The sequence below is a fragment of the Salinicola acroporae genome (genome assembly GCF_003206615.1).
Lineage (GTDB): Bacteria > Pseudomonadota > Gammaproteobacteria > Pseudomonadales > Halomonadaceae > Salinicola > Salinicola acroporae.
On the sequence record NZ_PZJW01000015.1, the window covers coordinates 1 to 23,616 of the forward strand.

21 protein-coding genes are annotated in these 23,616 nt (G+C 63.8%); 12 read left to right on the forward strand and 9 right to left on the reverse strand.

The window, feature by feature from the left end; translation table 11 throughout:
- Positions 1-135: 135 nt before the first annotated feature.
- The 4 genes from DOM54_RS18335 to DOM54_RS20120 all read left to right on the forward strand — a co-directional run bounded on the left by DOM54_RS18335 (position 136) and on the right by DOM54_RS20120 (position 5,167).
- Positions 136-1,050 (forward strand): DUF4123 domain-containing protein, encoded by a 915-nt coding sequence (locus DOM54_RS18335; RefSeq protein WP_110717716.1) that lies wholly within the window; start codon positions 136-138, stop codon positions 1,048-1,050.
- On the forward strand, positions 1,047-3,761 hold the full coding sequence (locus DOM54_RS18340; RefSeq protein ID WP_110717717.1) for a T6SS effector BTH_I2691 family protein: 2,715 nt from the start codon (positions 1,047-1,049) through the stop codon (positions 3,759-3,761). Before DOM54_RS18335 ends, DOM54_RS18340 begins: the two co-directional genes overlap by 4 nt.
- Positions 3,762-3,764: 3 nt before the next feature.
- Entirely contained in the window at positions 3,765-4,811 is a 1,047-nt protein-coding gene (locus DOM54_RS20115) for a DUF6708 domain-containing protein (protein ID WP_162619920.1), read from the forward strand.
- Positions 4,812-4,999: 188 nt separating this feature from the next.
- Positions 5,000-5,167 (forward strand): hypothetical protein, encoded by a 168-nt coding sequence (locus tag DOM54_RS20120; RefSeq protein ID WP_162619921.1) that lies wholly within the window; start codon positions 5,000-5,002, stop codon positions 5,165-5,167.
- 15 nt (positions 5,168-5,182) lie between these two features.
- Here the strand turns inward: DOM54_RS20120 and DOM54_RS18350 are convergent, their stop codons facing one another.
- A complete protein-coding gene (locus tag DOM54_RS18350; RefSeq protein WP_162619922.1) occupies positions 5,183-6,205 on the reverse strand; it encodes a LacI family DNA-binding transcriptional regulator in 1,023 nt (340 codons plus the stop codon).
- Positions 6,206-6,668: 463 nt separating this feature from the next.
- On the opposite strand from DOM54_RS18350, the gene DOM54_RS18355 reads away from it, so the two are divergent.
- The 7 genes from DOM54_RS18355 (at position 6,669) to DOM54_RS20125 (ending at position 14,345) form a co-directional block, all read left to right on the forward strand.
- A complete protein-coding gene (locus DOM54_RS18355; RefSeq protein ID WP_162619923.1) occupies positions 6,669-7,598 on the forward strand; it encodes a Bug family tripartite tricarboxylate transporter substrate binding protein in 930 nt (309 codons plus the stop codon).
- 31 nt (positions 7,599-7,629) lie between these two features.
- Entirely contained in the window at positions 7,630-8,082 is a 453-nt protein-coding gene (locus DOM54_RS18360) for a tripartite tricarboxylate transporter TctB family protein (protein WP_110717721.1), read from the forward strand.
- 16 nt (positions 8,083-8,098) lie between these two features.
- The gene (locus tag DOM54_RS18365; RefSeq protein ID WP_110717722.1) at positions 8,099-9,625 is read left to right on the forward strand and encodes a tripartite tricarboxylate transporter permease; all 1,527 of its coding nucleotides are present in this window, start codon (positions 8,099-8,101) and stop codon (positions 9,623-9,625) included.
- 10 nt (positions 9,626-9,635) lie between these two features.
- Entirely contained in the window at positions 9,636-10,784 is a 1,149-nt protein-coding gene (locus DOM54_RS18370) for a mandelate racemase/muconate lactonizing enzyme family protein (RefSeq protein WP_110717723.1), read from the forward strand.
- Positions 10,785-10,805: 21 nt separating this feature from the next.
- Positions 10,806-12,611, forward strand: coding sequence for an alkaline phosphatase family protein (locus tag DOM54_RS18375; RefSeq protein ID WP_110717724.1), 1,806 nt, complete (start codon positions 10,806-10,808; stop codon positions 12,609-12,611).
- Positions 12,612-13,257: 646 nt separating this feature from the next.
- Positions 13,258-14,193 carry a hydroxyacid dehydrogenase gene (locus tag DOM54_RS18380; protein WP_110717725.1) on the forward strand — a complete coding sequence of 312 codons (936 nt, stop codon included), beginning with the start codon at positions 13,258-13,260 and terminating at the stop codon, positions 14,191-14,193.
- A complete protein-coding gene (locus DOM54_RS20125; protein WP_162619924.1) occupies positions 14,190-14,345 on the forward strand; it encodes an Ldh family oxidoreductase in 156 nt (51 codons plus the stop codon). Before DOM54_RS18380 ends, DOM54_RS20125 begins: the two co-directional genes overlap by 4 nt.
- A 199-nt stretch (positions 14,346-14,544) precedes the next feature.
- Here the strand turns inward: DOM54_RS20125 and DOM54_RS18385 are convergent, their stop codons facing one another.
- From DOM54_RS18385 to DOM54_RS18415, 7 genes are all read right to left on the reverse strand, one after another.
- On the reverse strand, positions 14,545-15,360 hold the full coding sequence (locus tag DOM54_RS18385; RefSeq protein WP_110717726.1) for a phosphodiesterase: 816 nt from the start codon (positions 15,358-15,360) through the stop codon (positions 14,545-14,547).
- Between the two features lie 24 nt (positions 15,361-15,384).
- Positions 15,385-16,368, reverse strand: a complete 984-nt coding sequence (locus DOM54_RS18390) for an ABC transporter ATP-binding protein (protein ID WP_110717727.1) — start codon at positions 16,366-16,368, stop codon at positions 15,385-15,387.
- 30 nt (positions 16,369-16,398) lie between these two features.
- Positions 16,399-17,214 (reverse strand): ABC transporter permease, encoded by an 816-nt coding sequence (locus tag DOM54_RS18395; RefSeq protein WP_110717728.1) that lies wholly within the window; start codon positions 17,212-17,214, stop codon positions 16,399-16,401.
- 21 nt (positions 17,215-17,235) lie between these two features.
- Positions 17,236-18,057 (reverse strand): ABC transporter permease, encoded by an 822-nt coding sequence (locus DOM54_RS18400; RefSeq protein WP_110601398.1) that lies wholly within the window; start codon positions 18,055-18,057, stop codon positions 17,236-17,238.
- A 4-nt stretch (positions 18,058-18,061) separates the two neighbouring features.
- Positions 18,062-19,081, reverse strand: a complete 1,020-nt coding sequence (locus DOM54_RS18405) for an ABC transporter substrate-binding protein (protein WP_162619925.1) — start codon at positions 19,079-19,081, stop codon at positions 18,062-18,064.
- Between the two features lie 68 nt (positions 19,082-19,149).
- Positions 19,150-20,154, reverse strand: a complete 1,005-nt coding sequence (locus tag DOM54_RS18410; protein WP_110717729.1) for a LacI family DNA-binding transcriptional regulator — start codon at positions 20,152-20,154, stop codon at positions 19,150-19,152.
- A 111-nt stretch (positions 20,155-20,265) separates the two neighbouring features.
- Positions 20,266-21,171 (reverse strand): LysR substrate-binding domain-containing protein, encoded by a 906-nt coding sequence (locus tag DOM54_RS18415; protein ID WP_338067028.1) that lies wholly within the window; start codon positions 21,169-21,171, stop codon positions 20,266-20,268.
- A gap of 156 nt (positions 21,172-21,327) precedes the next feature.
- On the opposite strand from DOM54_RS18415, the gene DOM54_RS18420 reads away from it, so the two are divergent.
- Positions 21,328-21,951: an NAD(P)H-dependent oxidoreductase gene (locus DOM54_RS18420; protein ID WP_110717730.1), complete on the forward strand. Its 624-nt coding sequence runs from the start codon at positions 21,328-21,330 to the stop codon at positions 21,949-21,951.
- A gap of 309 nt (positions 21,952-22,260) precedes the next feature.
- Here the strand turns inward: DOM54_RS18420 and DOM54_RS18425 are convergent, their stop codons facing one another.
- On the reverse strand, positions 22,261-23,523 hold the full coding sequence (locus DOM54_RS18425) for an MFS transporter (protein WP_110717731.1): 1,263 nt from the start codon (positions 23,521-23,523) through the stop codon (positions 22,261-22,263).
- Positions 23,524-23,616: the final 93 nt, after the last annotated feature.

The following is a 23,616-nucleotide window of genomic DNA, read 5'->3' on the forward strand; positions in this document are numbered from 1 at the left end:
GCACAGCTTTGGCGGGCCCGCGAGCCTGGACGCGGCCATGCCCGAGTTGCCGGAGGGGGCCTGTGAGACCCAGTTCGCCGGGGATGACTCGGCGTCTGCCGGTGCCAGTGCACTATAGCGGGAGGAACCGACATCATGGAGCGTCAGACAACGTCTTCAACGCAGTGTCGTCCAGCCGCCCGGGTGGGTGCGTCCAAGCCGTTCGATCTCGACTGGCTACAGCCGGGAAAGCATCGCTATGCACTGTTGAACCCGCTACATGTCGCGTCCAGCGATCGTGACGATCTGGATGGCCGGACGTTGCGAACGCCGAGCGTCAAGGTGCGCGATCCGCTGCTGCCCCAGTTGATCTGCCTGGAGGCGCTCTCGCTGACGCAGCGTGAACATCTGGCCCAGCGGATCGAGCAGTATGCCAAGCGCGGTCGCGCTTTCCTGTCTGCCTTGCTGCAGAGTGAGGCGGACACCGAAGAGATGATCGAGCACTTCCGGTTTACGCTCGAACAGGCCCGCCCCGGCAGCCGAAGGCGCTGGTGGCTGCGCTGCTATGATCCTCGAGTCTTTCGCCATCTCTGCTGGCTGCTCGAGACCGAGAGCATGGATCGCTTGATGGGCCCTATCACTTGCTGGCGTTGGCCGGATCAGTACGGCAAATGGCATACGCTCGCGCGCAGTGAGGTGCCCGACCTGGCGATTCGTGTACCGCTGCTGTCCGCTGCGCAGTGGTCATGCATCGATCGTATGGCCTCGCTCAATGCCGTCATCGACCGGCTGGCCATGCTGAAGCCTGAGGCCGTGGCCTCATTCGATGCTTACCGGGCGTTGGACGGCCTGCTTGTCCAGGCGCAGCAAATCGGCCTTGCCGCTGCCGAGGATTGCCAGCTCTACGCCGAGCAAGCCGCGCGTTTTCACCCCCATATTCACGATCACCCCGAGATGCGACGGCGCCTCGATCAGTCGCTCGAGACGCAAGGTAGCTACATGCGCCGCTGTGAAGACCTTTCAGCTCAGTCGTTACTCGCCATGGCACGGGAACTGGAGACCATTACATGAGTGAAGCATCCGAGGACGTACAGGCGATCGCCAACTGTCGCGTATGCCAGCGCAGCGGATTGCCGATCTTGCCGCTGCGCTATGCCGTGACGCGAACCGATGGCGGCGATCAGGCCGGGCATCCTCCTGGCCCCGAGATTAGTGGCGCTTTGCTCGATGAGAGCCTCACGGCAACGCCATTACCTGAAGGGCAACGCTATACGCTCAGGCTGCTGCGCGCGGGGTTTCTCTACGTGTTCAACGAGACGCGTGGCCGCTGGATCGGCCATGTCGTCACCGACAAGGGCTATCTGATCGAGTACGTCGACGTCTCTCACGACGAAGTGATGGCGATCGATCCCGATAGCCCGCAGCCCATCGATGGCCGCTTGCAGCCGCCTGCCGACGAGCAGGAGTTCGCCTGCGCCGCCAACCCCTCGCACGCCTATCCGGGGCGCTGCGTGATGATTCCCGCCGCGGACGAAGCCGATAAGGTCTATCTCTCGTTTTCCGATGTCGCCTGGACCAAGCGGGTGTGGAAAGAGCACGCGACGAATGCGAACCAGCGGCGTGACAACATGCGGCAGGTCTCGCTCGGGGCATGGCGTGGTGGTAGCGCGCCCTACGCGGAGTCGCTGGAAAAACTGGGGGACATCGTCGCCGAGGCCGGACGTGTCTGGACGCCGCCCGAAAGACATGGTGCATCCAGCACATGGCGACCCGGCGCTTCGGGGACCTGGGAGCGTCAGGAAGGAAACGCTTTCGAGTTCAGCCCATTTCCCTTCCATGGCATGAAAGAGCAGGTCGAGGGGCTTGAGCGGTGGGCGGAAGAACAGGCCGAACCGCTGGATATGACACCCATGCTGGTCGCGCTGGAAGACCCGGTGGGGATTTCGGCAGATCTCGCCAGCCTGATGGGCGTAAGGTTGAAGGAGAAGATGGCCGACCCTGAACAGGCCCGCCCTCTGGCGGTCTCTTCTGCCATCAATAACATCCGCCAAAGCATTCGCGAGGATGCTGAAAATCGCCAGATCTACCGTACCGAGCGTGACGCTTATCAGACGGTCTACGGTGGCCCCGGCGCTGGTGGCCGGGCGTTGGCTGGCCTGCTTATCGATGGCTTTCAGGAGCGCCAGGAAGAGATGCTGGAGCGTTGGCGCAACCCCACACCAGCACAACTGGTCGCCGCCAAGGAGGATGCCTGGAGCGACTATACCGACAAGCTGGATATGTCTCGGCTTCAGACCTGGGAAGCGGCGTGGCAGAGTGAGATGCGCGACTTCGACAAGAATCGCATTGCGCCCCTGGCGCGTGCTCATGTCAGTTGGATGCAGAGCGATCCACTCTATCATCAGATGAATGCGGTGCATGACGACCAAGATATCGAATCTGGCGCCGCATTCGTGGATGCCATGCTTATATGCATTCAGGATACCCAGCAGTATTCACCCTGCGCGGACCTTTATCACCGCTGGCTATCTGCGTCGAACCTTGACCACCGTAACCTGGCGCTGCGTGCACTGGGCTACAACCAGAAAATCATATTGGAGCGGTGGGAAGGGCACGTCAGCGGCGGCTTACAGCCTGACTCCCTGCGCGGTCTACCATGGGATGGCTTGATCAGTGGCTATGAAAACGCACTTAAGGCTCTTCAGGACGGTAGCCAGAACGCCGTAGTCCGGCTGACGGCCGCTTTGGGCGGGCCTTTCGCTAAGGTAGCGGCCAAGGCGGTCGATGGTGTTGTCGGCCCTGCGCTAGTCGGTATGGGCGTCATTGCACGTTCGCCGGTCATCCTTGCTGACGTGACGATGAGCAAGAAGGCAGCGATAGCCGAGTTGGTCGCAAAGATGGCGGCCATTAATCCCGAGATCGGCAATCTGGAAGACCTGAATCGTGCCATCGACATCCAGATGCGCAAGGCACGCATTTATGGTGTGCCGGTCGAAGGGACCGGAAGATTTCGCTACTTGATCCTGGCCAATCCCAAAGTCATCGAAGATTTCCCCGGCCTGAACGCTCAAGGTGGTGCAAGGCAACTGGCGGAATCGGCAATCCTGACCCCGGCAGATCGGCGCGCGTTGACACAGCTCAGGTGGCGTCAACTGCTGCCCACCGAGGCTGGGCTTGGCGTGGTCACGGGTATTCTGCAGGTTATGGCGCTTGTCAAACTGTCCGATGATCTGGATACGAGCATGGCCCATGAGCGAGGTGAGAACCAACGGCGTTTTCGCACGGGTATGGCTGGGCTGATAGGGACGGTCGCGGAAACGGTTGGTAAATGGTCTGAGAGTGCTGCGAAAACGGGTAGTCGATACGCATTACGCCTAGAGAGCACCCTTGGATTTTGGCTAAGAACAGGTGGGCGGGTGCTAGGAGTAGGCGCAGGTGTTGTAATGGCTACATGGGATGGTGTAAAGGGAGTACAAGAACTTCGAGAGGGAAATGGTGTTGGATGGCTGTACTTTCTAAGCGCGGGAATGTCGTTGACGGCAGCGGTAGCTTTTTCAGCACTTGGGCCTCTCGTATTTGGTGCTGCCGCGACAGGCGTTGGTATCGTACTGGTGGTTCTAGTGGTTGTGGTTTCTGTGCTTATTGAAGTTTTTAAAGATAACAAAATTCAGGATTGGATGGAGCGCTGTTACTTCGGGAGTTTTGGTGTCTCAGAACGATATCAAGACTCTGCGCACGAGTTAGATGAGCTACAATTTGCCCTTGGTAGCATGGAAGGATAAGCAATGGATTATGCTGGGCTGGATTATCGAAATATTCGCTTTCCCGTTAACCGAGCCTTGGCAGAGACTGAACGTGCCTCGCGTTACGACCAAGCTCAGAGGGGCCGGGCTAAGCCGATGGATTTTTTTTCGGTGGTAAGGTTTAACAGTAATTATATGGATCTGGTCGATCGCTGGTATCCTATAAAAGGTTTTAATGCTTGGCTGGGGGCGTGTGTTTTAACGGCTTCTATTGGGTTAATTTTTGCGATGTACGGGGCTCTGTTTTTTTCTGGCCGTACTGCTCCGATGGAAGCTGTGGACTGGGTGGGGGTTGTCGGCCTGACCCCCCTGTTTCTTTGTCTGGCGTGGGCAGGTTGGTGGTTGATTCGTACTGAATGTGGGCGATATACACACTACCCAATACGCCTTGATCGCAAGAGTCGAAAAGTTCATTTTTTTCGCCAGAATGGTACGGTATTGACCGTGCCATGGGACACTCTGTTTCTGACATTAGGGCAGTCGAAAAGCCCGCTGGTGGGAACGACCCACGATTTACGTGCTCATGTGCTCGGCGAAGATGGGGAGACAGTCCTCGAATCTTTTTCCCTGGGTTATACCTTTCCGGGAAACATGGAGTCCATGGATAAGTTCTGGGCGTTTTTGCAGCCCTATATGGAAGCTGAGGATGGCATAGAGCGCACGCATCAGGAGTTAAAGCAAAGCCTTTTGATGCCAGTCGATGGACGGAGAGAAGGCTGGCGATGGAGTATTTTTCGGACTTTTGCGCCAGGTCTACACTACCCATGGACAATGCTCCTGTTGTGTATTCCATTAGGTTTGAATGCCGTGGGTCGTATGCTGGCAATGAGCACCAGCAAAATACCGCAATGGCCGGAAGAGGTGGAACGAGCCAACCCAGAGCAGCCGGACGACCCTTACCGACTGACCTGGCGCGATAATGGCCCGCTGGGCTGGTGGGAGCTTTACTGGCCCCTGCTGTGTACTGTGATTGGCGTGGGGGCTTTCGTCGGTGCTCTTGGCTGGATCGTCTCCGGTTTATGGCGCTAGTGGCCAGACTTCTCTGCTAGCAGAATCACTCATTGATTGGTCGTGGTTCAGGGCCTAGACCGCCCTTGTTAGAGGGTCCTGCCTCAAGGCCTATCTTTGATATATCCAGCCGAGCAGAGCGGTATGGCGGCTAGTGATGGCAACTTCAACGGGCGGGGCAAGATCCCCGCTACCTTATCCTGGGAAGGATGATTGCTGATTATTCGTGGACGGTCTATCGCAACGAAGCTGCGTTCACCGGCCGGGTCTATAACGACGAGCCGTCCCCCAACTGGCACCGCCATGGTCTATTCTTCGAGTACCGCGAAGGGATCGTCGGCGACGCCACTCCACCTCTGGCGCGAGTCGTATCCTGAGCGCTAGCGGTGTCCTCAAACGCTCTCCCGTTCCACCAGCCTCACCCCCAGGTCCAGACGTTTCTCCGCCTCCGGGAGTTCGCTGGCGAGACTGGCCAGCAGTAGCCGGGCGGTGTGCTGGCCGATCTCCCGGCGTGGCGGTTCGATGGTGGTGAGCGGGGGGACGGTGCTGGTGGTGAAGTCCAGGTTACCGAAGCCGGCAAGGGCGATGCGCCCGGGAATGTCCCACTCCTGTCGCTGGCACTCGCACAGCACGCCGAGCGCCACCATGTCGTTGGAACAGGCAATGGCTTCGATCTCCGGATGATCCTGCATCAGCGCTTGAGTCAGTTGCCCGGTCTCCTCGGCGTGGCTGCGTCCGCTCAGCTCCCGCAGCTCGACCGTCCCGCCGGCGGCTTCCACTGTCTCTCGAAAGCCGTGGTAGCGATCCCGCGCGCGCACGTCGCGCTCGAAGTTGGTGCTGACGAACGCCATCCGTCGGCGTCCCTGCCGCAGCATGTGCTCGGCCACCAGGCGGCCACAGGTGTGGTGAGAGAATCCCACCACCATGTCCAGCCCCGGTTGGCCGTAGTCCCACATCTCGACGATGGGCGTATCGTTGTTGGCCAGCACCGATAGCGACTTGCGGGTGTGCAGGAAGCCGGTCAGCACCAGGCCGGCGGGGTTCCAGCTCAGAATCGAGCGAATCAGCTCCTCTTCCCGCGCATCGTCGAACTCGGTGTTGCCGATCAGCAGTTGATAACCGGCGCTTCGCAGATGGCGCTCGAGGGTTTCCAGCGTCTCCGAGAAGAACGAGTTGGTGATGGTGGGCACCAGCACGCCGATCACGTTGGAGCGCGAGGATGCCAGCCCGCCGGCCATGGTGTTGGGCAGGTAGCCCAGCCGGTCGATGGCCGCCTGGATCTTCTCGGCGCGCCCAGGGGAGACCTCGTCCGGCCGACGTAGATAGAGTGACACCGTGCTTGGTGACACGTCTGCCAGTCTGGCGACTTCCCCCATGGTGACGCGCTGCGAACCGCGTCGTCGTCGTTTGGCCAAGATTCCGTTACCTCGTCTCCGACCCCACGCTCGGACCGGATAAGCAGATGAATTTTTTCGTCCCCCTCTAAGCTCTGTCTGAAAAACCGGTGAGCGATGACCAGACAAGGCAAAAATTGACGAAAGAGCGGAGTTTACGAGGTGTAAATGAGCATCTTGAGTCAATTTTTAACGCCGTATGGGCGAGCGCAGCATTTTTCAGACAAAGCGTAGGGCCCGCCCGCTAGTGTAACGGGCCTGGCGGGGCGTTTCGTAAGGGGAGAAGCGCCGCGCTCGGACCGCGACCTGGATCGGGGTCTACGACGAATGGACGATGTCGACGCATTGTTAGCGTTCATTCGTAGCGCTACGATTTTAAGCCATGTCGAGAACGAATTCTCCTGAATGGTCTTGAATGAGACCAATTATCTAACGGCAGCGCTGGTTTCGGTTTTTTTCGCAGCGCTACGAAATGGAGCCAACCATGAAGTCACTGCGCTATTCCCTGGCCGCCCTGGCCCTGATCGCCACTACTCATGCGGCTATGGCGGCCGACAATCTGGAGATCATCGTGCCGTTCGCGGCAGGTGGTGCGACCGATATCGTCGCCCGCAGCTTCGAGCCGACCTTTTCGCAACAGCTGGGTGTCACGTCGGTGGTGCGCAATGTCGCCGGTGCCAGCGCCACGGTGGGCACGGCGGAGGTCGCCAACAGTGAGGGCAACCCCAACATCATCGGCTACGAGCCTGCCGGGGCGTTGTCGATCCAGCCCTCGCTGAAGAAGTTGCCCTATGGTCCGGACAGCTTCACTTACATCTGCCGCACCGTTTCCAACCCGATGTTCCTGATGGTCTCGAAGTCCTCCGATATCACCTCGTTCCAGCAGCTGGTGGAGGAGTCCCAGGATCAGCCGTTCCTCTATGGCTCCTCCGGTCCGGGGACGCTGCCGCATCTCGCCATGGCGGCGACCGTGGTCAACAGTGATCTCAAGGCCGAACACGTGCCCTACAGCGGCTCGGGCCCGGCGATGAACGCGCTGGCCGGCAACGAGATCCAGATCATGGCGGACACCGAAACCATCCTCGAGAACTACGATCTGCGCCCGCTGGCGGTATTCGCCGATCACCGCGTCGAGGGTTATGACGACGTGCCGACGATCGAGGAGCTCGGCCTGCCGGCGCTGGATTTCGCGGTCTGGCAGGGCGTCGTCGCGCCCAAGGGGATCTCGGACGAGCGTGCCAAGCAGTACGCCGAGGCGTGCAAGGCGACCGTCGAATCGGACAAGTTCAAGACCTTTGCCGATAAGGCAAAGGCGAACATCGCCTATCTCGGGCCGGATGACTTCAAGGCGTTCGTTCAGAAGCGCTTCGAGGCCAACAAGCAGGTGCTCGAGGATGCGGGGCTGACACAGTAATCCGTCCACCGCTCATCAGGAGTCGCGATCCATGTTGGCAACCTTGATACATCCTCGGGTCCTGACTGCACTGGCGCTGCTGGTGGCCGGCGCAGGGCTCTCGATCACGGCCTGGCAGGGGCCCGAGAGCGCCATGCTGGTGCCGCGTATCGTGCTCACGATCTGGTGTGTGATGGCCCTGGCGATATTGGTCGGCGAGCTGATCCGCCAAGCACCGAGGCAACGCACGACGAAGGCGCCAAGGACGCGCTCGCCGCTGCCGCTTTTGATGGCGGCGGTGCTGGTCGCCGCGGTGGCCACGGCGAGCCTCGGTTTCCTGATCCCGGTGCTGCCGCTGGTGGCGCTGACGCTATGGCTGTTTCGAATCCGGCGGCCGCTGCCACTGGTGCTGGGAACGATCGTGATTGGCGGCGGGCTGTGGTTCCTGTTCCATCACGTGCTGATGATCCGCCTGCCGGCGCTGTTGACGAGTGGTCTGGTTTGATGAAGGGGAATCTGAGATGGACGTGATTCTGGCGGCGGTCGGCGACGCCTTCACCTGGCAGGCGCTGCTCGCCATCGTGATCGGCACCTGGGCGGGCATCATCATCGGCGGGCTGCCCGGGCTGGGCTCGGTGGTGGGCTTGACGATCTTTCTGCCGTTCACCTTCGGCATGGATGTCATCACCAGCATGGCGCTGTTGATCGGTGTCTACTGCGGCTCGGTCTATGGCGGGTCGATCACTGCGATCCTGATCAACACACCCGGTACGCCGCAGTCGGCGGCAACGACGTTCGACGGCTACCCGATGACCCAGCAGGGCCGGGTCGACGAAGCACTCGGCTGGGCGACCTTCGCCTCGTTCTTCGGCGGCGTGCTCTCCTGCGTGCTGCTGATCTTCTGCGCCCCGCAGCTGGCCAAGTTCGCGGTCAACTTCGGTTCGATCGAGGTCTTCGCGCTGGTCTGCCTGGCGATGCTCTGCATCGTCGGGATCTCCCGCGGCAGTCTGCTCAAGGGCCTCGTCTGCGGGATGATGGGCTTCTTCTTCTCGACGGTCGGCAGCGATCCCATCACCGGCGCCGACCGCTTCACCTTCGGCACCTATGCGCTCAGCTCCGGGCTGGATCTGATTCCGGTGGTGGTGGGTGCCTTCGCGCTGTCGGAAGTTTTCGTGCGTTTCTCCTCACGGGACGAGGAGGCCACCACCATTCCGGAGGCACGGCTGCGCTTTCCCGGCCTGCGCGATATCGGCCGACGCCTGATCGAACTGGTGCGCGGCTCTTTCATCGGCAGTTTCGTCGGTGCCTTGCCGGGTACCGGCGCGGCCGCTGCGGCCTTCATCAGCTATGCCGCGGCCCAGAAACTGTCGCCGCGGCGGGCCAATCTGGGCAAGGGCGAGCCGGACGGCATCATCGCCTCGGAGTCCTCCAACAATGCGGTGACCGGCAGCGCCTTCATTCCCACCCTGGCGCTGGGCATCCCCGGCGATGTGGTCACGGCGATGATGATGGGTGCCATGGTGATCCACGGCATCACCCCGGGGGTACGGTTGATGCAGGACCAGGCGCAGACGGTCTACGCGCTGTTCGTGGTGCTGATCATCGTCAACGTCGCCATGCTGGTTCTGAGCAAGCCCTCCATCGGCCTGTTCCGCTATCTGTTCAAGCTGCCGCTGGGCTTCGTCATGGGCGGCATCGTGATGTTCAGCTTCATCGGTGCCGTGTCGGTACGCGGCAATCCGCTGGACCTGGTGGTCGCGGCGCTGACCGGCATTCTCGCCTATGTGCTGCGCCGCGGCGGCTATCCGCTGGCACCGCTGGTGATCGGCATGGTACTGGGGCCGGCGCTGGAGAGTTCGCTGCGCCGGGGGCTGTTGATCTCGCGGGGCGACTTCCTGTCGTTCTTCACCCATAGCGGTATCGCCACCACGCTGTTCGTGCTGATCGGGCTATTTCTGATCTGGACGGTGACGGCGGGCGTGCTCGAGTGGCGGGCGAGAGTCGCGACTCGCCGCAAGGCTGCCTCCGCTCAACCCGTTTCCGAATAAGGGATCCTGCATGAAGATCACCGATATCAAGACTCACGTTCTCGCCGCGCCGCTGGATCAGCCGTTCTCGTTCTCCCAGGGCTGGGTGCGAAGCCGCACCGCCATGCTGGTGGAGGTTCACACCGAGGATGGCCTGGTCGGCTGGGGCGAATGCGTCAACCACGGCCTGCAGCCGCCGCAGGTCGCCCAGGCGATGGTCGAGTACGCGCTCAAGCCGCTGGTGATCGGACGCTCGGTTTTCGAGCGCGAAGTGTTGTGGGAGACGATGTACAACCACTCCCGCCCCTACGGTCAGAAGGGCGTGGCGCTGTTCGGCATCGCCGCCATCGACACCGCGCTGTGGGATCTGGCCGGCAAGGCGCTGGGCCAGCCGATCCATCGCTTGATGGGTGGCGCGTTCCGCCATCAGATACGCCCCTACGCCACCGGCTTCTATCGTCGCGAAGGCGGCAACTATCCCGAGGAAGTGGTCGAGGAGGCGCTGCGTCATCAGGCCAACGGCTACCGCGCGATGAAGATCAAGACCGGCTTCGGCATCGAGGCGGACCTGCGCGACATGCGCGCGGTGCGCGAGGCCGTGGGCGATGAGATCGCGCTGATGATGGATGCCAACTGCGCCTACAGCGTGCCGGCGGCACGGCGCATCTTGATGGAGTTGGAGGAGACCCGGGTTCACCTGTTCGAGGAGCCGCTGAGTCCGGAGAACCGCCACGGCTATCGCGAGCTCAAGGGCGTTTCGCGTACCTGGATCGCCGCCGGCGAGAACGAGTACTCCAAGATCGGCTACCGGGACTGGATCAGCGAAGGCGCGCTGGATGCAATTCAGCCCGATATCGGCGCCGCCGGTGGGCTGACCGAGTGCCGCAAGATCGCCGCCTTGGCCCAGGCCTTTCACGTGCCGGTGATGCCGCACGTCTGGGGCACCGGTATCGGTCTGGCGGCGGCTGTTCAACTGATCGCCACCTTGCCGCCGCAGCCGCTCTCGCTCACCCCCGACGAACCGATGCTCGAGTACGATCAATCGGCGCATCCGTTCCGTCAGGAGCTGATTGGCGGCGAGTTCCAGCTCAACGCCAGCGGCTGCGTCGAGGTGCTCGACAAGCCTGGTCTCGGGATCGAGATCGATCGCGCGGTCATCGATCACTACACCATTCGCTGAGTCGTGCCCCAGGAGAGCCTCATGAGTCGGAATCGTAAAATCTTGCTGCTGGGCGTCGACGGGTTGATCCCCGAGCTGGTCGAGCGCTTCTGCGCCGAGGGCGTGCTGCCGAATATTCAGCGCCTGCGCGACGAAGGGGGCTCGACGCGGCTGCTGCCCTATATCTCGACCTGGGGCGACACCAACTTCGTCAGCTTTCTCACCGGCCAGGCGCCCGGCACCAGCTGGGTCGGCCAGCGCCTGCCGCCCCGCGGCACCGGGCATCTGCTGGAACTGATGCGCGCCGCCGGCCAGCGTGCCGCGCTGGTCCATTTTCCCGAAAGCCTGGTGCCCGCGGGCGAGCGCGATCTCTGCTTCGCCCCGTTCTGGAGCGGCAGTGGCCCCGCGCCGATGGAGCTGGCGCCGGCGTGCCTGCACAGCACCGATCTCGACCGGTGGACCTCGACGCCGTCGAGCGAGGCGCTGGGTTGGCCGCCCACCGGCACGCTGGCCCATCACCAGAAGCACAATCGCTTCGCCATCGAGCGCACGGATGATGGTTTCGTCGCCTTGATCCCTGCCCATCGTGGCAAGCCGGTGCCGGTAACGTTGCGCCTCGACGGCGAGCGGCTTCGGCTCCAGTTGGCGCGGGCCGAAGCGAGCCTGGGCATCGGTGAATGGAGCGACTGGCTCCCGCTGGCGGACGAGCATGCCCTCGAAGGCAAGCCGGCGGCGGTGCGCTTCAAGCTGCTCGATCTCGATGTCGCCAACGGCAAGATCGATCTGCTGCAGTCCCAGATCACCGCACCGGAAGGCAGCAGCGGCAGACCGGGACTGGCGCGCCGACTAGTCGAGCGCCACGGCCCGTTCATCTCCAAGTGGGCGGTCTCCGCCGATCCCGATACCCGCTACTTCGAGACCAGCTTCGAGGAGGGGCGCTACCAGCTCGAATGGCTGGTCGACAGCGCGCTGACACTGCTGGGCGACGAGGGGTTTTCACTCTTCGCCACGGTGTTCCGGCTCAACGACGAGACCCATCACACCTGTCTCGCCCAGTGCGATCCCGAATCCAAGTTCTACACCGCCAGCGATCACGCGCGTTATCTCGAGGTGATCCGGCACTCGTACCGCATTCTCGACGCCGCCGTGGGCCGGGCGCTGGCCGGCTGCGATGACGACACCACGCTGGTGCTCGCCTCCGATCACGGTGACGTCCCCAACTCCCACCTCTGTGATATCCACAGGCGGTTGGCGGAATTCGACCTGTGCACGATCGATGGCGAGGGCAAGCCCGATGTGGCCACGAGTCAGGCCTTCCTCAAGGACGAGCGCGGCGGGCTGGAGATCTTCGTCAATCGCGACCTCGTGCCGGCAGCCGAGATCGATCGCGTGCAGACGCGCATCCTCAAGGCGCTGACCACCTGGTATGTCGACACGCCGGACGGCGAGCGCAACGTGGTCGCGCTGGCACTCAAGAAGCAGGATGCCAGCCCGCTGGGCTACTGGGGCGAGCGGATGGGTGACGTGCTCTTCGCCTACGCCCCCGGTTTTGTCTGGGGCACCAACCTGCGTGGCGATACCGTCGCCGAACTCGTCACCCCGGGGGCCAACCACGGCCCGCAGGTGCCCACCGCCAGCACCGGATTCGCCTCCAACCACGGCGTGGCGTTCTTCCACGGTGCCGGCATTCGGCCCGGCGTCGAACTGGCGTTCGATACCGCCCGCGGCATCCAGCGCATGGACAGCGCCGGGGCGACGTTCGCCCGACTGCTGGGACTCTCCACCGATTCGCTGGAGGGGAAGGTGCTGGAGGGCATGCTCGAGCCCGCGCGACGCAATCGGGGTTAAACCCGCGCGATGTAGCAGTAGTGGATCGTACTTCGGTGCTCGCTGTGTGATAAGGAAACACCCGGTCCGTGTTCTGGGTGGCCACGGCCCTGCACGCTCTCTCCGCATCATCACGCTGACCTTACGGTTCGCGCTTGATCCACTCTGGTGCGCGTCGAAAACGCACACATGGGGTGGTAACGCACAAACATTCGGCTTGTGGGTTCACCGGGATACGCCCGGCGTGTCGGTTGTCCTGGCCCGGCGTCCGCGTTGCCCGCAAGGGGCCTGACGCGCAGGTGTTCGGTTTGCTGGCTTCGAAGGGGCTGGCCAGCGTGCCGCTGTCGATCTTCGCCGGTTTTCATGGATGGCTGGCGGGATGGCCGGACGTGGTGTCGCCTCAAGCCCGATGCTGGAGCTGACGCCGGCTTGGTGCGAAAACGGCGCATGCTCGGCCAGTCGGCGTTAACCATCAGCTCACTGAACTTCCGTTCAGAACGCCCGGAGGCGATCGAAGCGAGTCAGATGCGGATTTACGCCCGTAGACTGGAGCGCCAGCCCGGGCATTTTTGACCGATTATTGTCTTGTTTAGTCATCGCTCGCCGCCTTTTCGAACATAGCCTTGGCGGCACGATGATGATGCTTACCGATGGAGGGAGTCTCTACATGGTTGACGTGGTGATCAGCGAGTTCATGGATGCCGCTGCCGTCGAGACACTGACGCAGCGTTATGCGGTCCACTTCGATGCCGCGCTGGTCGAGGATCGGGAACGGTTGCTATCGATGGGGAGGGGCGTTCGTGCGCTCATCGTACGCAACCGAACCCGGGTCGACGAGGCGCTGCTTGCCCGTTTTCCCGATCTCGAGGCCGTGGGCCGACTCGGCGTCGGCCTGGACAACATCGACGTGGCGCGTTGCCAGGAGCGTGGCATCGCCGTGCTTCCCGCCACCGGCGGCAATGCCTCGGCCGTGGCCGAGTACGTCATCACGGGCCTGCTGATGCTGCGCCGCGGCGCCTACCACTCGACAGCCGCGGTGCTCGATGGCGACTGGCCACGACAGGCGCTGGTCGGTCACGAGAGCCAGGGATGCGTGCTCGGACTGGTTGGCTTCGGCGGGATCGCCCGGGAAGTAGCAAGGCGCGCCCAGGCGCTGGGCATGAGCGTGATCGCGTTCGACCCCTTCGCCGATCCGAGTGATCCGGCCTGGCAGATGGCGGAGCACATCGAGACGATCGAGTCCCTGCTGGCCCGCAGCGACGGCGTGAGCCTCCATGTGCCGCTGACCGAGCAGACGCGCCATCTCATCGACACCGAGGCGATCGCTTCCATGCGCCCAGGCAGCGTCCTGATCAACACTGCCCGCGGCGGAATCGTCGACGAGTCGGCACTCGCCGATGCCTTGTGCGAAGGGCGGATCGGTGGCGCCCTGCTCGATGTGTTCGAATGCGAACCCCTGCCTGCCGACAGCGACTTGACGCGCGCCAGTGCCTGCAACCTAGTGCTGACGCCCCATGTTGCCGGCGTGACCCACGAGTCGAACGTCAATATCAGCGCCATGACCGCCCGCGACGTGAGCCGGGTACTGGAGGGCAACGCATGAGCCATCGGCGACTGTCGATTTCCCAGGTCCGTGAACTGGCAACGCAATCCCTAAAAGGTGTGGGTGTGGGAGTCCGCGAGGCCGATATCACCGGCCGGGCGCAGGTCGTCGCCGAATGCGGCGGTTTCTCCTCCCATGGCCTGGCTCGATAGCGGTGATATTTCGACAAGGTCCCGGGCGGTACGGTCGTGGGTAAAGCCCTCCCCAAGGTCCGGTTCGGCGGTAGCGAGGTTCTCGTCGACGCCGGGCTCGGTCTGGCGTTTCCGGCCATCGCGGCGGAGGTCGAACGTAGCGTGCCGGTGACGACAGCCGGTGGCGCCTACGGTGTGAGAATGTCTGCACCACGTGTGCTCACTCGTCGATCAGGCCGCCTTCCTCGTGAAACGGATAGGGGCCGGCGTAGTCGCCGATCACGCCGTGGTGGGTGATCAGTTCATTGGTGCGCCAGAGGTGAAGCTGGTAGCCCGGCGGCTCCATGACGAAGGCGGAAGGGCCGTCCTCGCGCAGATCGAGGGCGACCTGGTGGGCGGTGCTGGGGCAGCAACTGGCGAGGGTGCCGGCGAAGCGCTGGAAGATGGTGCGATGCACATGCCCGCAGATAATGCGCTCCACATTGGGGTAATCGGCCACGATCGCGGCCATCTCGGCAGCGCCGGCCAGGCCGATGGCGTCCATGTGCGCGATGCCGGTGGCGAATGGCGGATGATGCATGAAGATCAGGGTCGGGCGCTCGGGCTGTTCGGCCAGCCGCGCGGCGAGCCAGCCGAGCCGCTCGGCGCAGAGCTCGCCGCGACTCTCGCCCGGCACCAGGGTGTCCAGTGCCAGCAGCCTGAGCGGGAAGCGTTCGATACTGTACTGAATGAACGGGTCGTCGCCGAGATAGTCGTGGTCGGGAAAGGCGTCGCGCATCGCCTGACGGTCGTCGTGGTTACCGGGAATCAGGTACCACGGGATCTCCAGCGGCTGGAGCAGCTCAGTCAGCGTGGCGTACTCCTCCGGGCGGCCGAAATCGGTGGCATCGCCGGTAATCAGTACCACGTCGGGCCGGGGGGCGAGCGCGTTGAGCGTTGCCACCGCCGGGGGGAGATAGCGGTCGGTTTCGACCACCCGGTAGGCCTTCTGGCCGGGACGACGAATGTGCAGGTCGGTGAGTTGTGCGATCAGCATGCAGAGGTTCCAGGTTTTCCGGATTCAGGCCACGCGGGCCTGCTCGATGAGGGCGGAGACGGTATCGCCCGGTTGCCAGATGGCGTCGGGTGCGGCCAGGGCAGTGAAGCGCTGGCCGTCGGCGAGCGCCAGTTCGAAGCGGATATGGCTGCCGAGGAAGAAGCGTGCCTGGACGCGGGCGGGCAACCCCTGGCCGGGGGGCGCGAGTTCGACCTCGTGCGGACGGAAGGTCAGCGCCGCGACGCCATGGCGGGTGGCCACCTCGCCGCCCTCCAGCCGGCACAGGGTGCCGAGGAAATCGGCGACGAAGGGCGAGGCGGGATCGCGGTAGAGGGTCTCCGGCGCGCCCAACTGCTCCAGTCGGCCGGCGGACATCACCGCGACCCGGTCGCCCAGCATCATCGCCTCCTCCTGGTCGTGGGTGACGATGACGCAAGTGATGCCGAGTGTCTTGAGCAGCTTGGCGAGATCCACCCGCAGCTGCTGGCGCAGGCGGGCATCGAGTGCGGTCAACGGTTCGTCGAGCAGTAGCACGCGGGGTTCGATGGCGATCGCCCGGGCCAGCGCCACGCGCTGACGCTGCCCCCCGGAGAGCTGATCGATACGCCGCTCCGCCAGCGCTTCCAGCTCGACCAGTTCGAGCATTTCCGCCACGCGTCGGCGCCGGCTGGCGGCATCCACGCCACGAATCTTCAGACCGTAGCCGACATTGCCGGCGACATTCATGTTGGGGAACAGCGCGTAGCCCTGGAATACCACCCCCACGCCGCGCGCTTCCGGCGCTACCTGGGTGACGTCGTCGTCGCCGAAGCGAATCCGGCCACCCTCGTCGGCGCTTTCCAGTCCGCAGATCATGCGCAGCAGGGTGGTCTTGCCGCAGCCCGAGGGACCGAGCAGCGCCAGCGTCTCGCCGGCGTCGATCGACAGGTTCAGCGGCGCCAGGGCGCGGGTGCCGTCGGGCCAGGTCTTGGCGCAGTTGTCGAGCCTGATGGTCAGCGGGTGTGTCATGTCGTTGAGTCGCTCATGTACGTGATGAAGTCATGTCGATGCGCCAAGACCGAGGCCGCCGTGGCGCGTCGAGCGGGCGGCGATCCATTGCAGCCCGACCATCAGCGGCAGCAGCATCAGCAGGAAGACGAGGGTGTAGGCGGAGGCCACCTCGAGTCGCATCGAGGCGTAGCTGTCGGCCAGCCCCACCGGCAGCGTCTTGGTCAGCGGCGTATGCAGCAGCCAGGTCAGGTTGAACTCGCCGATGGAGAGCGTCACCACGGTCAGCGCGCCGGTGACGATGCCGCTGCTAGCGGCGGGCACGATGATGTCGAAGAAGCGCCGGCGGCGACTGGCACCGAGGGTCGCGGCAGCTTCGTCCAGCACCATCAGGTCGGCCCCCTGCATACCGGCGCGCACGGCGCGCACCATGAACGGCAGCGTGAACAGCACATGGCCGATGACGATGAACGCCACGCTGCTGCGCAACCAGCCGACGCTGCCCCAGGAGACGATCAGGGCCAGCGCGGTGGCGAGCCCGGGAACGGCCACCGGCAGGGTCAGCAGCTCCTCCAGCAGGCGTGAGAGCCGGCCGGGAAACAGCGTCAGCACCCAGGCGGCAGGCACGCCGATGATGGTGGTGATCGCAAGGGTGGCCAGTGCCACGGCGTAGGAGCGCCAGATCGTGTCGGCGTAGAGATCCCAGACCTGAACGATCCAGTCCAGCGTCAGCCCGCTAGAGAGGCCGACGAAATAGTTCCTCGTCACCCCGGCGGTCACCGACAGCAGCACCGGGCCGATCAGGAAGGCGACGACGGCGAGCGTGGCGGTCAGGCCGAGCCGGGTGTCGAAGCGGGAATGCCTCATGCGGGAACGCCTGCGGTCATCTCAGTTTCCCCTTGCCGTACGGGCGGCCAGGCTGTTGGCGACGTAGAGCACCGCCCAGGTGGCCAGCCCCAGTACCACCGAGAGCGCCGCGGCGACCGGGAGGTTGGCGTAGTTGGTGAACTCGTCGTAGATGGTGATCGGCAGCACGTCGATCCGGGTACCGAGGGTGAACACGGTGCCGAAGGCGCCCATGGCGGTGGCGAAGCACATCGCCCCGGCCGCGGTCAGCGCGCCGGTCAGCGCCGGCAGCTCGATATCGACAAACCGGCGCCAGGGGCTTGCGCCCAGTGTCTGCGCCGCTTCCAGCCAGTGCTTGTCGATCCCCTCCACCGCCGTCATCAGCACGCCGATGGTGCGCGGCAGCAGAAAGTAGAGATAGCCGATGAAGAGCCCTGCCATGCCGTAGGCCAGTACCATCGGGTCACCGGAAAGCGCCTTCGAGAGTGTGTTGAGCACGCCCTGGCGGCCGGTGGCGAGAATCACCAGGAAACCCACCACCACACCGGGAAAGGCGAGCGGAAAGAGCAGCAGCGACATCAGCACCCGCCGCCCGGGAAAGTCGGGGTGGCGGGCCAGGAAACGGCTGACGGGCAGGGCGATGACGAGCGTGGCCAGCGTTGCCCCCAGTGACAGCGCCACGGTATTGATCAGACTCTGCCAGTAGCGCGGCTGGGTCACCACCAGCCAGTAGGCGGAAGCGTCCATGCCCTGTGGCGTGGCGGCACCGATCCCGGCCAGCTTGGCCATCGGCAGCAGCCAGAAGGCGAGGAACAGCACCACGGCGGGTGCGGCGATCACCAACCAGGCTCGTCGTCGACCCATGGCGTCAATCCACCTCGTTGGCATAGCGCTGGGAGAAGGCCCGCTGCGCCGCGGCCATCCTGGCGTAGTCGACGGTTCCGGCGCGGGCGTAGTCGCTGTCCGGCAGGAACTTCTTCTGCGCTTCCGGTGACGCCGCGCCGGGACGGACCGGGCGCAGGTAGGCGTTGGCCCAGATCGCCTGGCCCTTGTCGGAGAGCACGTAGTCGAGCACCTTCTTGCCGGCTTCCGGGTGCGGGTCGTTGGCGACCAGGCTCATCACGTAGGGCACGGTGACGGTGCCCTCCTGGGGGATCACGAACTGCACGTTGACCTTGTCGTCGTAGCGCGCCCGGTAGGCGTTGAAGTCGTAGTCGAGCAGGATCGGAATCTCGCCGGAGAGCATGCGGGCGTAGGCGGTCTGCTTGGGCACGATGGGATCGTTGGCCTGCAGCTTGCGGAACCACTCGATCGCCGGGGTGAAATCGTCCAGCGAGCCGCCCAGCGCCCCGTTGACCGCGACCGCGCCGACATAGCCGACGAACGCCGACGACGGGTCGAGATAGCCGACCATGCCGCGATACTCGGGCTTGAGCAGGTCGCTCCACGACTGCGGTACCGGCGCGCCGTTGAGCGCATCGACGTTGACCATGAAACCCAGGGTGCCCGAGTGGATGGCGAACCACCTGCCGTCGGGGTCTTTCAGACCGTCGGGTATCTCGTCCCAGTGGGCCGGCTTGTAGCCCTGTACCAGCCCCTGCTCGGCGGCCTGGATGCCGAAGGTGACGCCGTAATAGACGACATCGGCGACCGGGTTGCTCTTCTCGGCGGTGATCGAGGCCAGCGACTGGCCGGAATTCTTGTTGTCCTGCGGCACGTGGATGCCGGTATCCGCCTCGATGGCCTTCAACTGGGTGCCCCAGTCGGCCCACTCCGGCGGGCAGTTGTAGCAGATGGCGTTGTCGGTGGCCTGGGCCGCTAGCGATCCGAGGGCAGCGGCGGTGCATCCCAGTGCCATGACGGCGGTGCGAAGCGTCTGTTTCCACATGGTGATCCGATCCTCTGGGTTGGCGATGCGGTGGTTGGGTGGTGCGACGTTGGGGTGGTTCGACGGTGCTAATCGACCGCCAGGCGGGCGACGGTGCCACCTCCGCTCAGGCGATGTGGCAGGCGCACGGAGCGGCTGCTTCCACCGGCGAGGGCTTTGAGCAGTTCATGGCAGGCCTGGCTGCCGATCTCGCTGCTGGGTTGGTGGACGCTGGCCAGCGACGGCACCATCAGCGCGCCGAAGGCCATGCCGTCGAAGCCGCAGACGGAAAGGTCGTCCGGCACGCGCAGACCCAGGGTCGCCAACTCCGCGATCACCGAGGCGGCCAGCAGATCGTTGGAGCAGAACAGGGCGCTGGGCGGCCTGGGCGAGGAGAGCAGGCTCCTCAGGCGATCGCGATCCGCCGCGGTATGCCGGGGCATCGAGACATGGGTGGGGGCGGGCAGATCCAGGCGGGCCGCGCGATCCAGAACGCCGTCGAGACGCTTCGACGCCCGGTCCGAAGCGTCCAGCGGCCCACTGATCATGGCGAGCCGGCGGTGACCGCTGGCGACCAGTTGCTCGACCATGTCGCCGGCGGCGGCGAAATTGTCGACGCTGACGAACGGATGCCGATCGCTCTCGTTATAGGCAAGCACGAACGGCACGCCGCTGGCGGCGAGCTCGGCCAGCGTGGCGCTGCGTGCCGGGTCGGCAACGGTCAGGATCATGCCTTCGACACGGTGGTCGAGCAGGCTGCGTGCGGCTTCGCGCTCGCGTCGCGCGTCGTATCCCGTGGTCGCCAGCATCACGCTGTAGCCTGCCTTCAGCGCACGCTCCTCGGCCCCCTCGAAGCAGGCGGCAAAAACCGGATTGGACATTGTCGGCAGCAGTAGTCCCAGTGTCCGGGTGCTGCCCGAGCGCAGGCTACTGCCCACCTTGCTGGGCCGGAAACCGAGCTGCCTGGCGGTAGCGAGTATCCGCTCGCGAGTGGCGTCGTTGAGCAGCTCCGGCCGGTTGAAGGCGCGCGACACCGTGGCCGGGGAAACCCCGACCCGTTCGGCGATCTGGACCAATGAGGGACGTGACGGCATGACAGCGACTTTGCCTGCAACGATGAAAACGTTTGCAGTCTGTTCCCGGCATGTGACGTTACCGTGACGCCGGGATGACGTTTGGGTGATACCGGGGAAGAGGGACGATCTCTAGGCGCGCAGGTAGTTCCCCGGCAGCCGCTCGGCGAGGAACTCCATGAATAGCCGCGCGCGCTGCGACAGCGCGCTCTGGCGATAGTAGACGACATTGATGCGCTGGGTCCGGAACTGGGTTTGCTCCGGCAGCACGTCGACGAGAGCGCCGCTCTGGCGTGGGGCGAGGGTCATGTAGTCGGCGAGACAGGCGATCCCCTCGCCCGCGAGGACGAGCTCCAGCAGCGTGGGGCCGCTGGATGCCGAGAGTGAGGGTTTCACGTGAAATGGCTCGCCGTGGGCGTCGAGTAGCGGCCAGTCGTTGAGATGGTCGAGCTGGCTGAAGCCGAGCAGACTATGCTGCGCGAGGTCGCCGACGCCGAGGGGCGCGCCGTGACGCTTGAGATAATCCGGGCTGGCCAGAAGACGCAGGGGACTGTGGCCCAGCGGCCTGGCATGCAGCGAGGAGTCCTCGAGCTCGCCAATACGGATGGCGAGATCGACGCGCTGTTCCAGCAGGTCGATGAAGCGGTCATGGGTGTCGAGCTCGAGGGTGATTCCCGGATAGCGGTCGCGGAATTCGCCGACCACCGGGACGATCACGAACTGCATGAAGCTCGGCGCTGCATTGATGCGCAAGCGGCCGCGGGGACGGTCATGGCGGTTGGCGATCGCCTCCTCGGCATTGTCGACGGCGGCAAGAATCGAACGGGCGTGCCCTAGGAACGTCTCCCCCTCCTCGGTCAGTTCCAGGCGCCGCGTCGTCCGTCTCAGCAGCGTCGTCTCGAGCTTCCGCTCCAACCGGTTGAGTGCACGGCTGACGCCGGAGACGGTCAGGCCGAGCCGTTCGGCGGCGGCGGTGATGGAGCCGTTGTCGACCACGGCGACAAAAGCTTGCTGCTCTTCCAGGGTGCTCTTCATCATGTTGCCGCGTTGAGGGTTTTGTTGATTTTAAATCAAAAGTGACTTGCCGGCCGGGTGGTTTATCCGAGGCGATTTCTCTTCACAATGGCTGGCATTCCTCCGGGCTCGGTAGTTCCCGAGTGCCGCCTAAACAGTATTGATGGAGAACCATTCGAGATGAAGATCCTGTTGATCAACGGCGGCAAGCCGTTCGCCCATTCCGGCGGTGAGCTCAACAATACCTTCCATGCGGTCGCCGTCGCCCGACTGACCGAGCTGGGCCACGAACTCCGTGAGACAGTGATCGAGCAAGGCTACGACATCGACGCCGAAGTGCAGAACTACCTGTGGGCGGATGTCATCGTCTACCAGATGCCGGGTTGGTGGATGGGTACGCCCTGGAGTGTGAAGCGCTACCTCGATGAAGTTTTCACCGCCGGCCACGGCTCGCTCTATGCCAATGACGGCCGTTCGCGGCAGGACCCCACCAAGCAGTACGGCAGCGGCGGCCTGCTCCAGGGCCGGCGTTACCTGTTGTCGTTGACCTGGAACGCGCCGCGGGAAGCCTTCGACGAGCCGGGCAACTTCTTCGACGGCAAGGGCGTCGACGGTGTCTATTTCGCATTCCACAAGTCGCAAGCCTTCGTCGGGCTGGAAGGACTACCGACATTCATCGCCAATGACGTCATGAAGATGCCGGACGTCGAGCGACACACTGCGGAGTACCGTGAACATCTGGAGCAGGTGTTCGGAAAGGCCCCGACGCAGTCCCGGGAAGAGATGTCTTCCACCACTGCCTAGGGTTTGCCTGAACGGTCGGCGGGGGAGGGCAGCTTTCCTCCAAGGCCTAGGCTATGGGCGAGGGCGGGCGGCGTTTTCGGCATACGGCGTCGAAGATCGGCTCACCGACCTTCCGTTCGGAACAGCCGGCGGAGGACCCGAGAGCGAGCGGGACGAGTCAAGTGAGCACTGGGCTCGGTGACAGGCAAGTCAGTCCGGTCCTCTTTTGGTGCTCGACATCCTTGTCGCTCGCACTTCGCCCAGCGGCGTTGTCCCCATCGTCGATCGTCGACTTTCATGGCTCGAGGCCAGGTCGATCGCCTGGAGGGTTCAAGGGGTAGAGGGAATCTTCGTCGGATGCGCTGTCGCTGCGGGCTCCACGGGGCGCGTTTCGCCGACGCCCAGCCAGTAGACAATCGGTGCGAGCACACCGAAGGCGGCCAGGAACAGGAAGCCACCGGCGTAGTCGCTGGCTTCCACCACATAACCCGCGACCAGGTTCGAACTTGCCGCTCCCAGAGCGAACAGGGTGCCGAGTACACCTACCGTGACGTTGTAACGTCCCGTTCCGTGGGTGAGATCGGCGGCCACGATCAGCCACAGTACACCGAAGACGCCGGCGCCGATGCCGTCCAGCGCCTGCACCATCAAAAGCCATAGCGGGTCGTTGCTGACGGCATAGAGCGCGCCACGCAGTGGCAGGGCCAGGAGTCCGATCATGAAAACCGGCAGGCGGCCCCAGCTCATTGCCCGTCGGCCCGCCCACCATGCCACAGGGATCATCACCAGCTGCGCGATCACGATGCAGGCGGACATGTACAGCGAGGCGGCGTCGCGATCGCCGATGGTCAGATACTGACCTACCAGCGGCAGCATCGCGGCGTTGGCAAAATGAAAGAGCACCAGGGTCAGGCCGAGCATCACGATACGGCGCTGCCTCAGCACCTCGACAATGCTGTCGCCGGTCAACGGGTTATCCTCGGTTTTGCCGCGCGCGACGTCGTGGTCGATGTCCGCCTCCCGGATCACGAGTACGCTGACCAGGCTACCGAGCGCGAAGATCACCAGCGCATAGAACAGCCACTCGATACTCAGGAAGTGAGCCAGCGCGCCCGCCAGCAATGCCGAAACCACATTGCCGGCATGGTTGAACACTTCGTTGCGACCCTGGCGGTGCGGGAAGCGTCGATTACCGACCATTCCCAGCGTTATTGCCGCCACCGCGGGCAGCAGGAAAGCCGCACTCACCCCCATCAGCGCCTGAAATAACACGATGGCCGGCAAATTGACGAAAGCCGGCTGGGTCATCAGTACGCTGCAGACGGCGACGACGAGTGTCGCCACAGCCACCAGCACCCGCTTGAAGCGCGTGATGTCCAGCAACATGCCCGCCGGGCTCTGTGCGAGCATCGTCGCGAAGGTCATCGCGGACATCGCCACGCCGATCTGCCCGGCGCTCCACTCGTGACGAGTCAACAGATAGATGCCGAGAAACGGCCCCACACCATCGCGAACGTCGGCCAGGAAGAAGTTCAGACTATCCAGCCCGATTCGGCTACGCGCCGTGGGTTGGTGCGCGGTTGTCTTTGCCATGATTTTCAATCTCGAGAGGCCGTCAGCCAGCTTAACGGATATCGCGCACCTCCAGAATATTGCCCGCATCATGAATCCGGGCAAGCTGATGTG

Bases quoted from the DNA above. Each gene is read 5' to 3' on its own strand.
- DOM54_RS18335 (WP_110717716.1), top strand. From the start codon at position 136: ATGGAGCGTCAGACAACGTCTTCAACGCAGTGTCGTCCAGCCGCCCGG.
- DOM54_RS18340 (WP_110717717.1), top strand. From the start codon at position 1,047: ATGAGTGAAGCATCCGAGGACGTACAGGCGATCGCCAACTGTCGCGTA.
- DOM54_RS20115 (WP_162619920.1), top strand. From the start codon at position 3,765: ATGGATTATGCTGGGCTGGATTATCGAAATATTCGCTTTCCCGTTAAC.
- DOM54_RS20120 (WP_162619921.1), top strand. From the start codon at position 5,000: ATGATTGCTGATTATTCGTGGACGGTCTATCGCAACGAAGCTGCGTTC.
- DOM54_RS18355 (WP_162619923.1), top strand. From the start codon at position 6,669: ATGAAGTCACTGCGCTATTCCCTGGCCGCCCTGGCCCTGATCGCCACT.
- DOM54_RS18360 (WP_110717721.1), top strand. From the start codon at position 7,630: ATGTTGGCAACCTTGATACATCCTCGGGTCCTGACTGCACTGGCGCTG.
- DOM54_RS18365 (WP_110717722.1), top strand. From the start codon at position 8,099: ATGGACGTGATTCTGGCGGCGGTCGGCGACGCCTTCACCTGGCAGGCG.
- DOM54_RS18370 (WP_110717723.1), top strand. From the start codon at position 9,636: ATGAAGATCACCGATATCAAGACTCACGTTCTCGCCGCGCCGCTGGAT.
- DOM54_RS18375 (WP_110717724.1), top strand. From the start codon at position 10,806: ATGAGTCGGAATCGTAAAATCTTGCTGCTGGGCGTCGACGGGTTGATC.
- DOM54_RS18380 (WP_110717725.1), top strand. From the start codon at position 13,258: ATGGTTGACGTGGTGATCAGCGAGTTCATGGATGCCGCTGCCGTCGAG.
- DOM54_RS20125 (WP_162619924.1), top strand. From the start codon at position 14,190: ATGAGCCATCGGCGACTGTCGATTTCCCAGGTCCGTGAACTGGCAACG.
- DOM54_RS18385 (WP_110717726.1), bottom strand. From the start codon at position 15,360: ATGCTGATCGCACAACTCACCGACCTGCACATTCGTCGTCCCGGCCAG.
- DOM54_RS18390 (WP_110717727.1), bottom strand. From the start codon at position 16,368: ATGACACACCCGCTGACCATCAGGCTCGACAACTGCGCCAAGACCTGG.
- DOM54_RS18395 (WP_110717728.1), bottom strand. From the start codon at position 17,214: ATGAGGCATTCCCGCTTCGACACCCGGCTCGGCCTGACCGCCACGCTC.
- DOM54_RS18400 (WP_110601398.1), bottom strand. From the start codon at position 18,057: ATGGGTCGACGACGAGCCTGGTTGGTGATCGCCGCACCCGCCGTGGTG.
- DOM54_RS18405 (WP_162619925.1), bottom strand. From the start codon at position 19,081: ATGTGGAAACAGACGCTTCGCACCGCCGTCATGGCACTGGGATGCACC.
- DOM54_RS18410 (WP_110717729.1), bottom strand. From the start codon at position 20,154: ATGCCGTCACGTCCCTCATTGGTCCAGATCGCCGAACGGGTCGGGGTT.
- DOM54_RS18415 (WP_338067028.1), bottom strand. From the start codon at position 21,171: ATGATGAAGAGCACCCTGGAAGAGCAGCAAGCTTTTGTCGCCGTGGTC.
- DOM54_RS18420 (WP_110717730.1), top strand. From the start codon at position 21,328: ATGAAGATCCTGTTGATCAACGGCGGCAAGCCGTTCGCCCATTCCGGC.
- DOM54_RS18425 (WP_110717731.1), bottom strand. From the start codon at position 23,523: ATGGCAAAGACAACCGCGCACCAACCCACGGCGCGTAGCCGAATCGGG.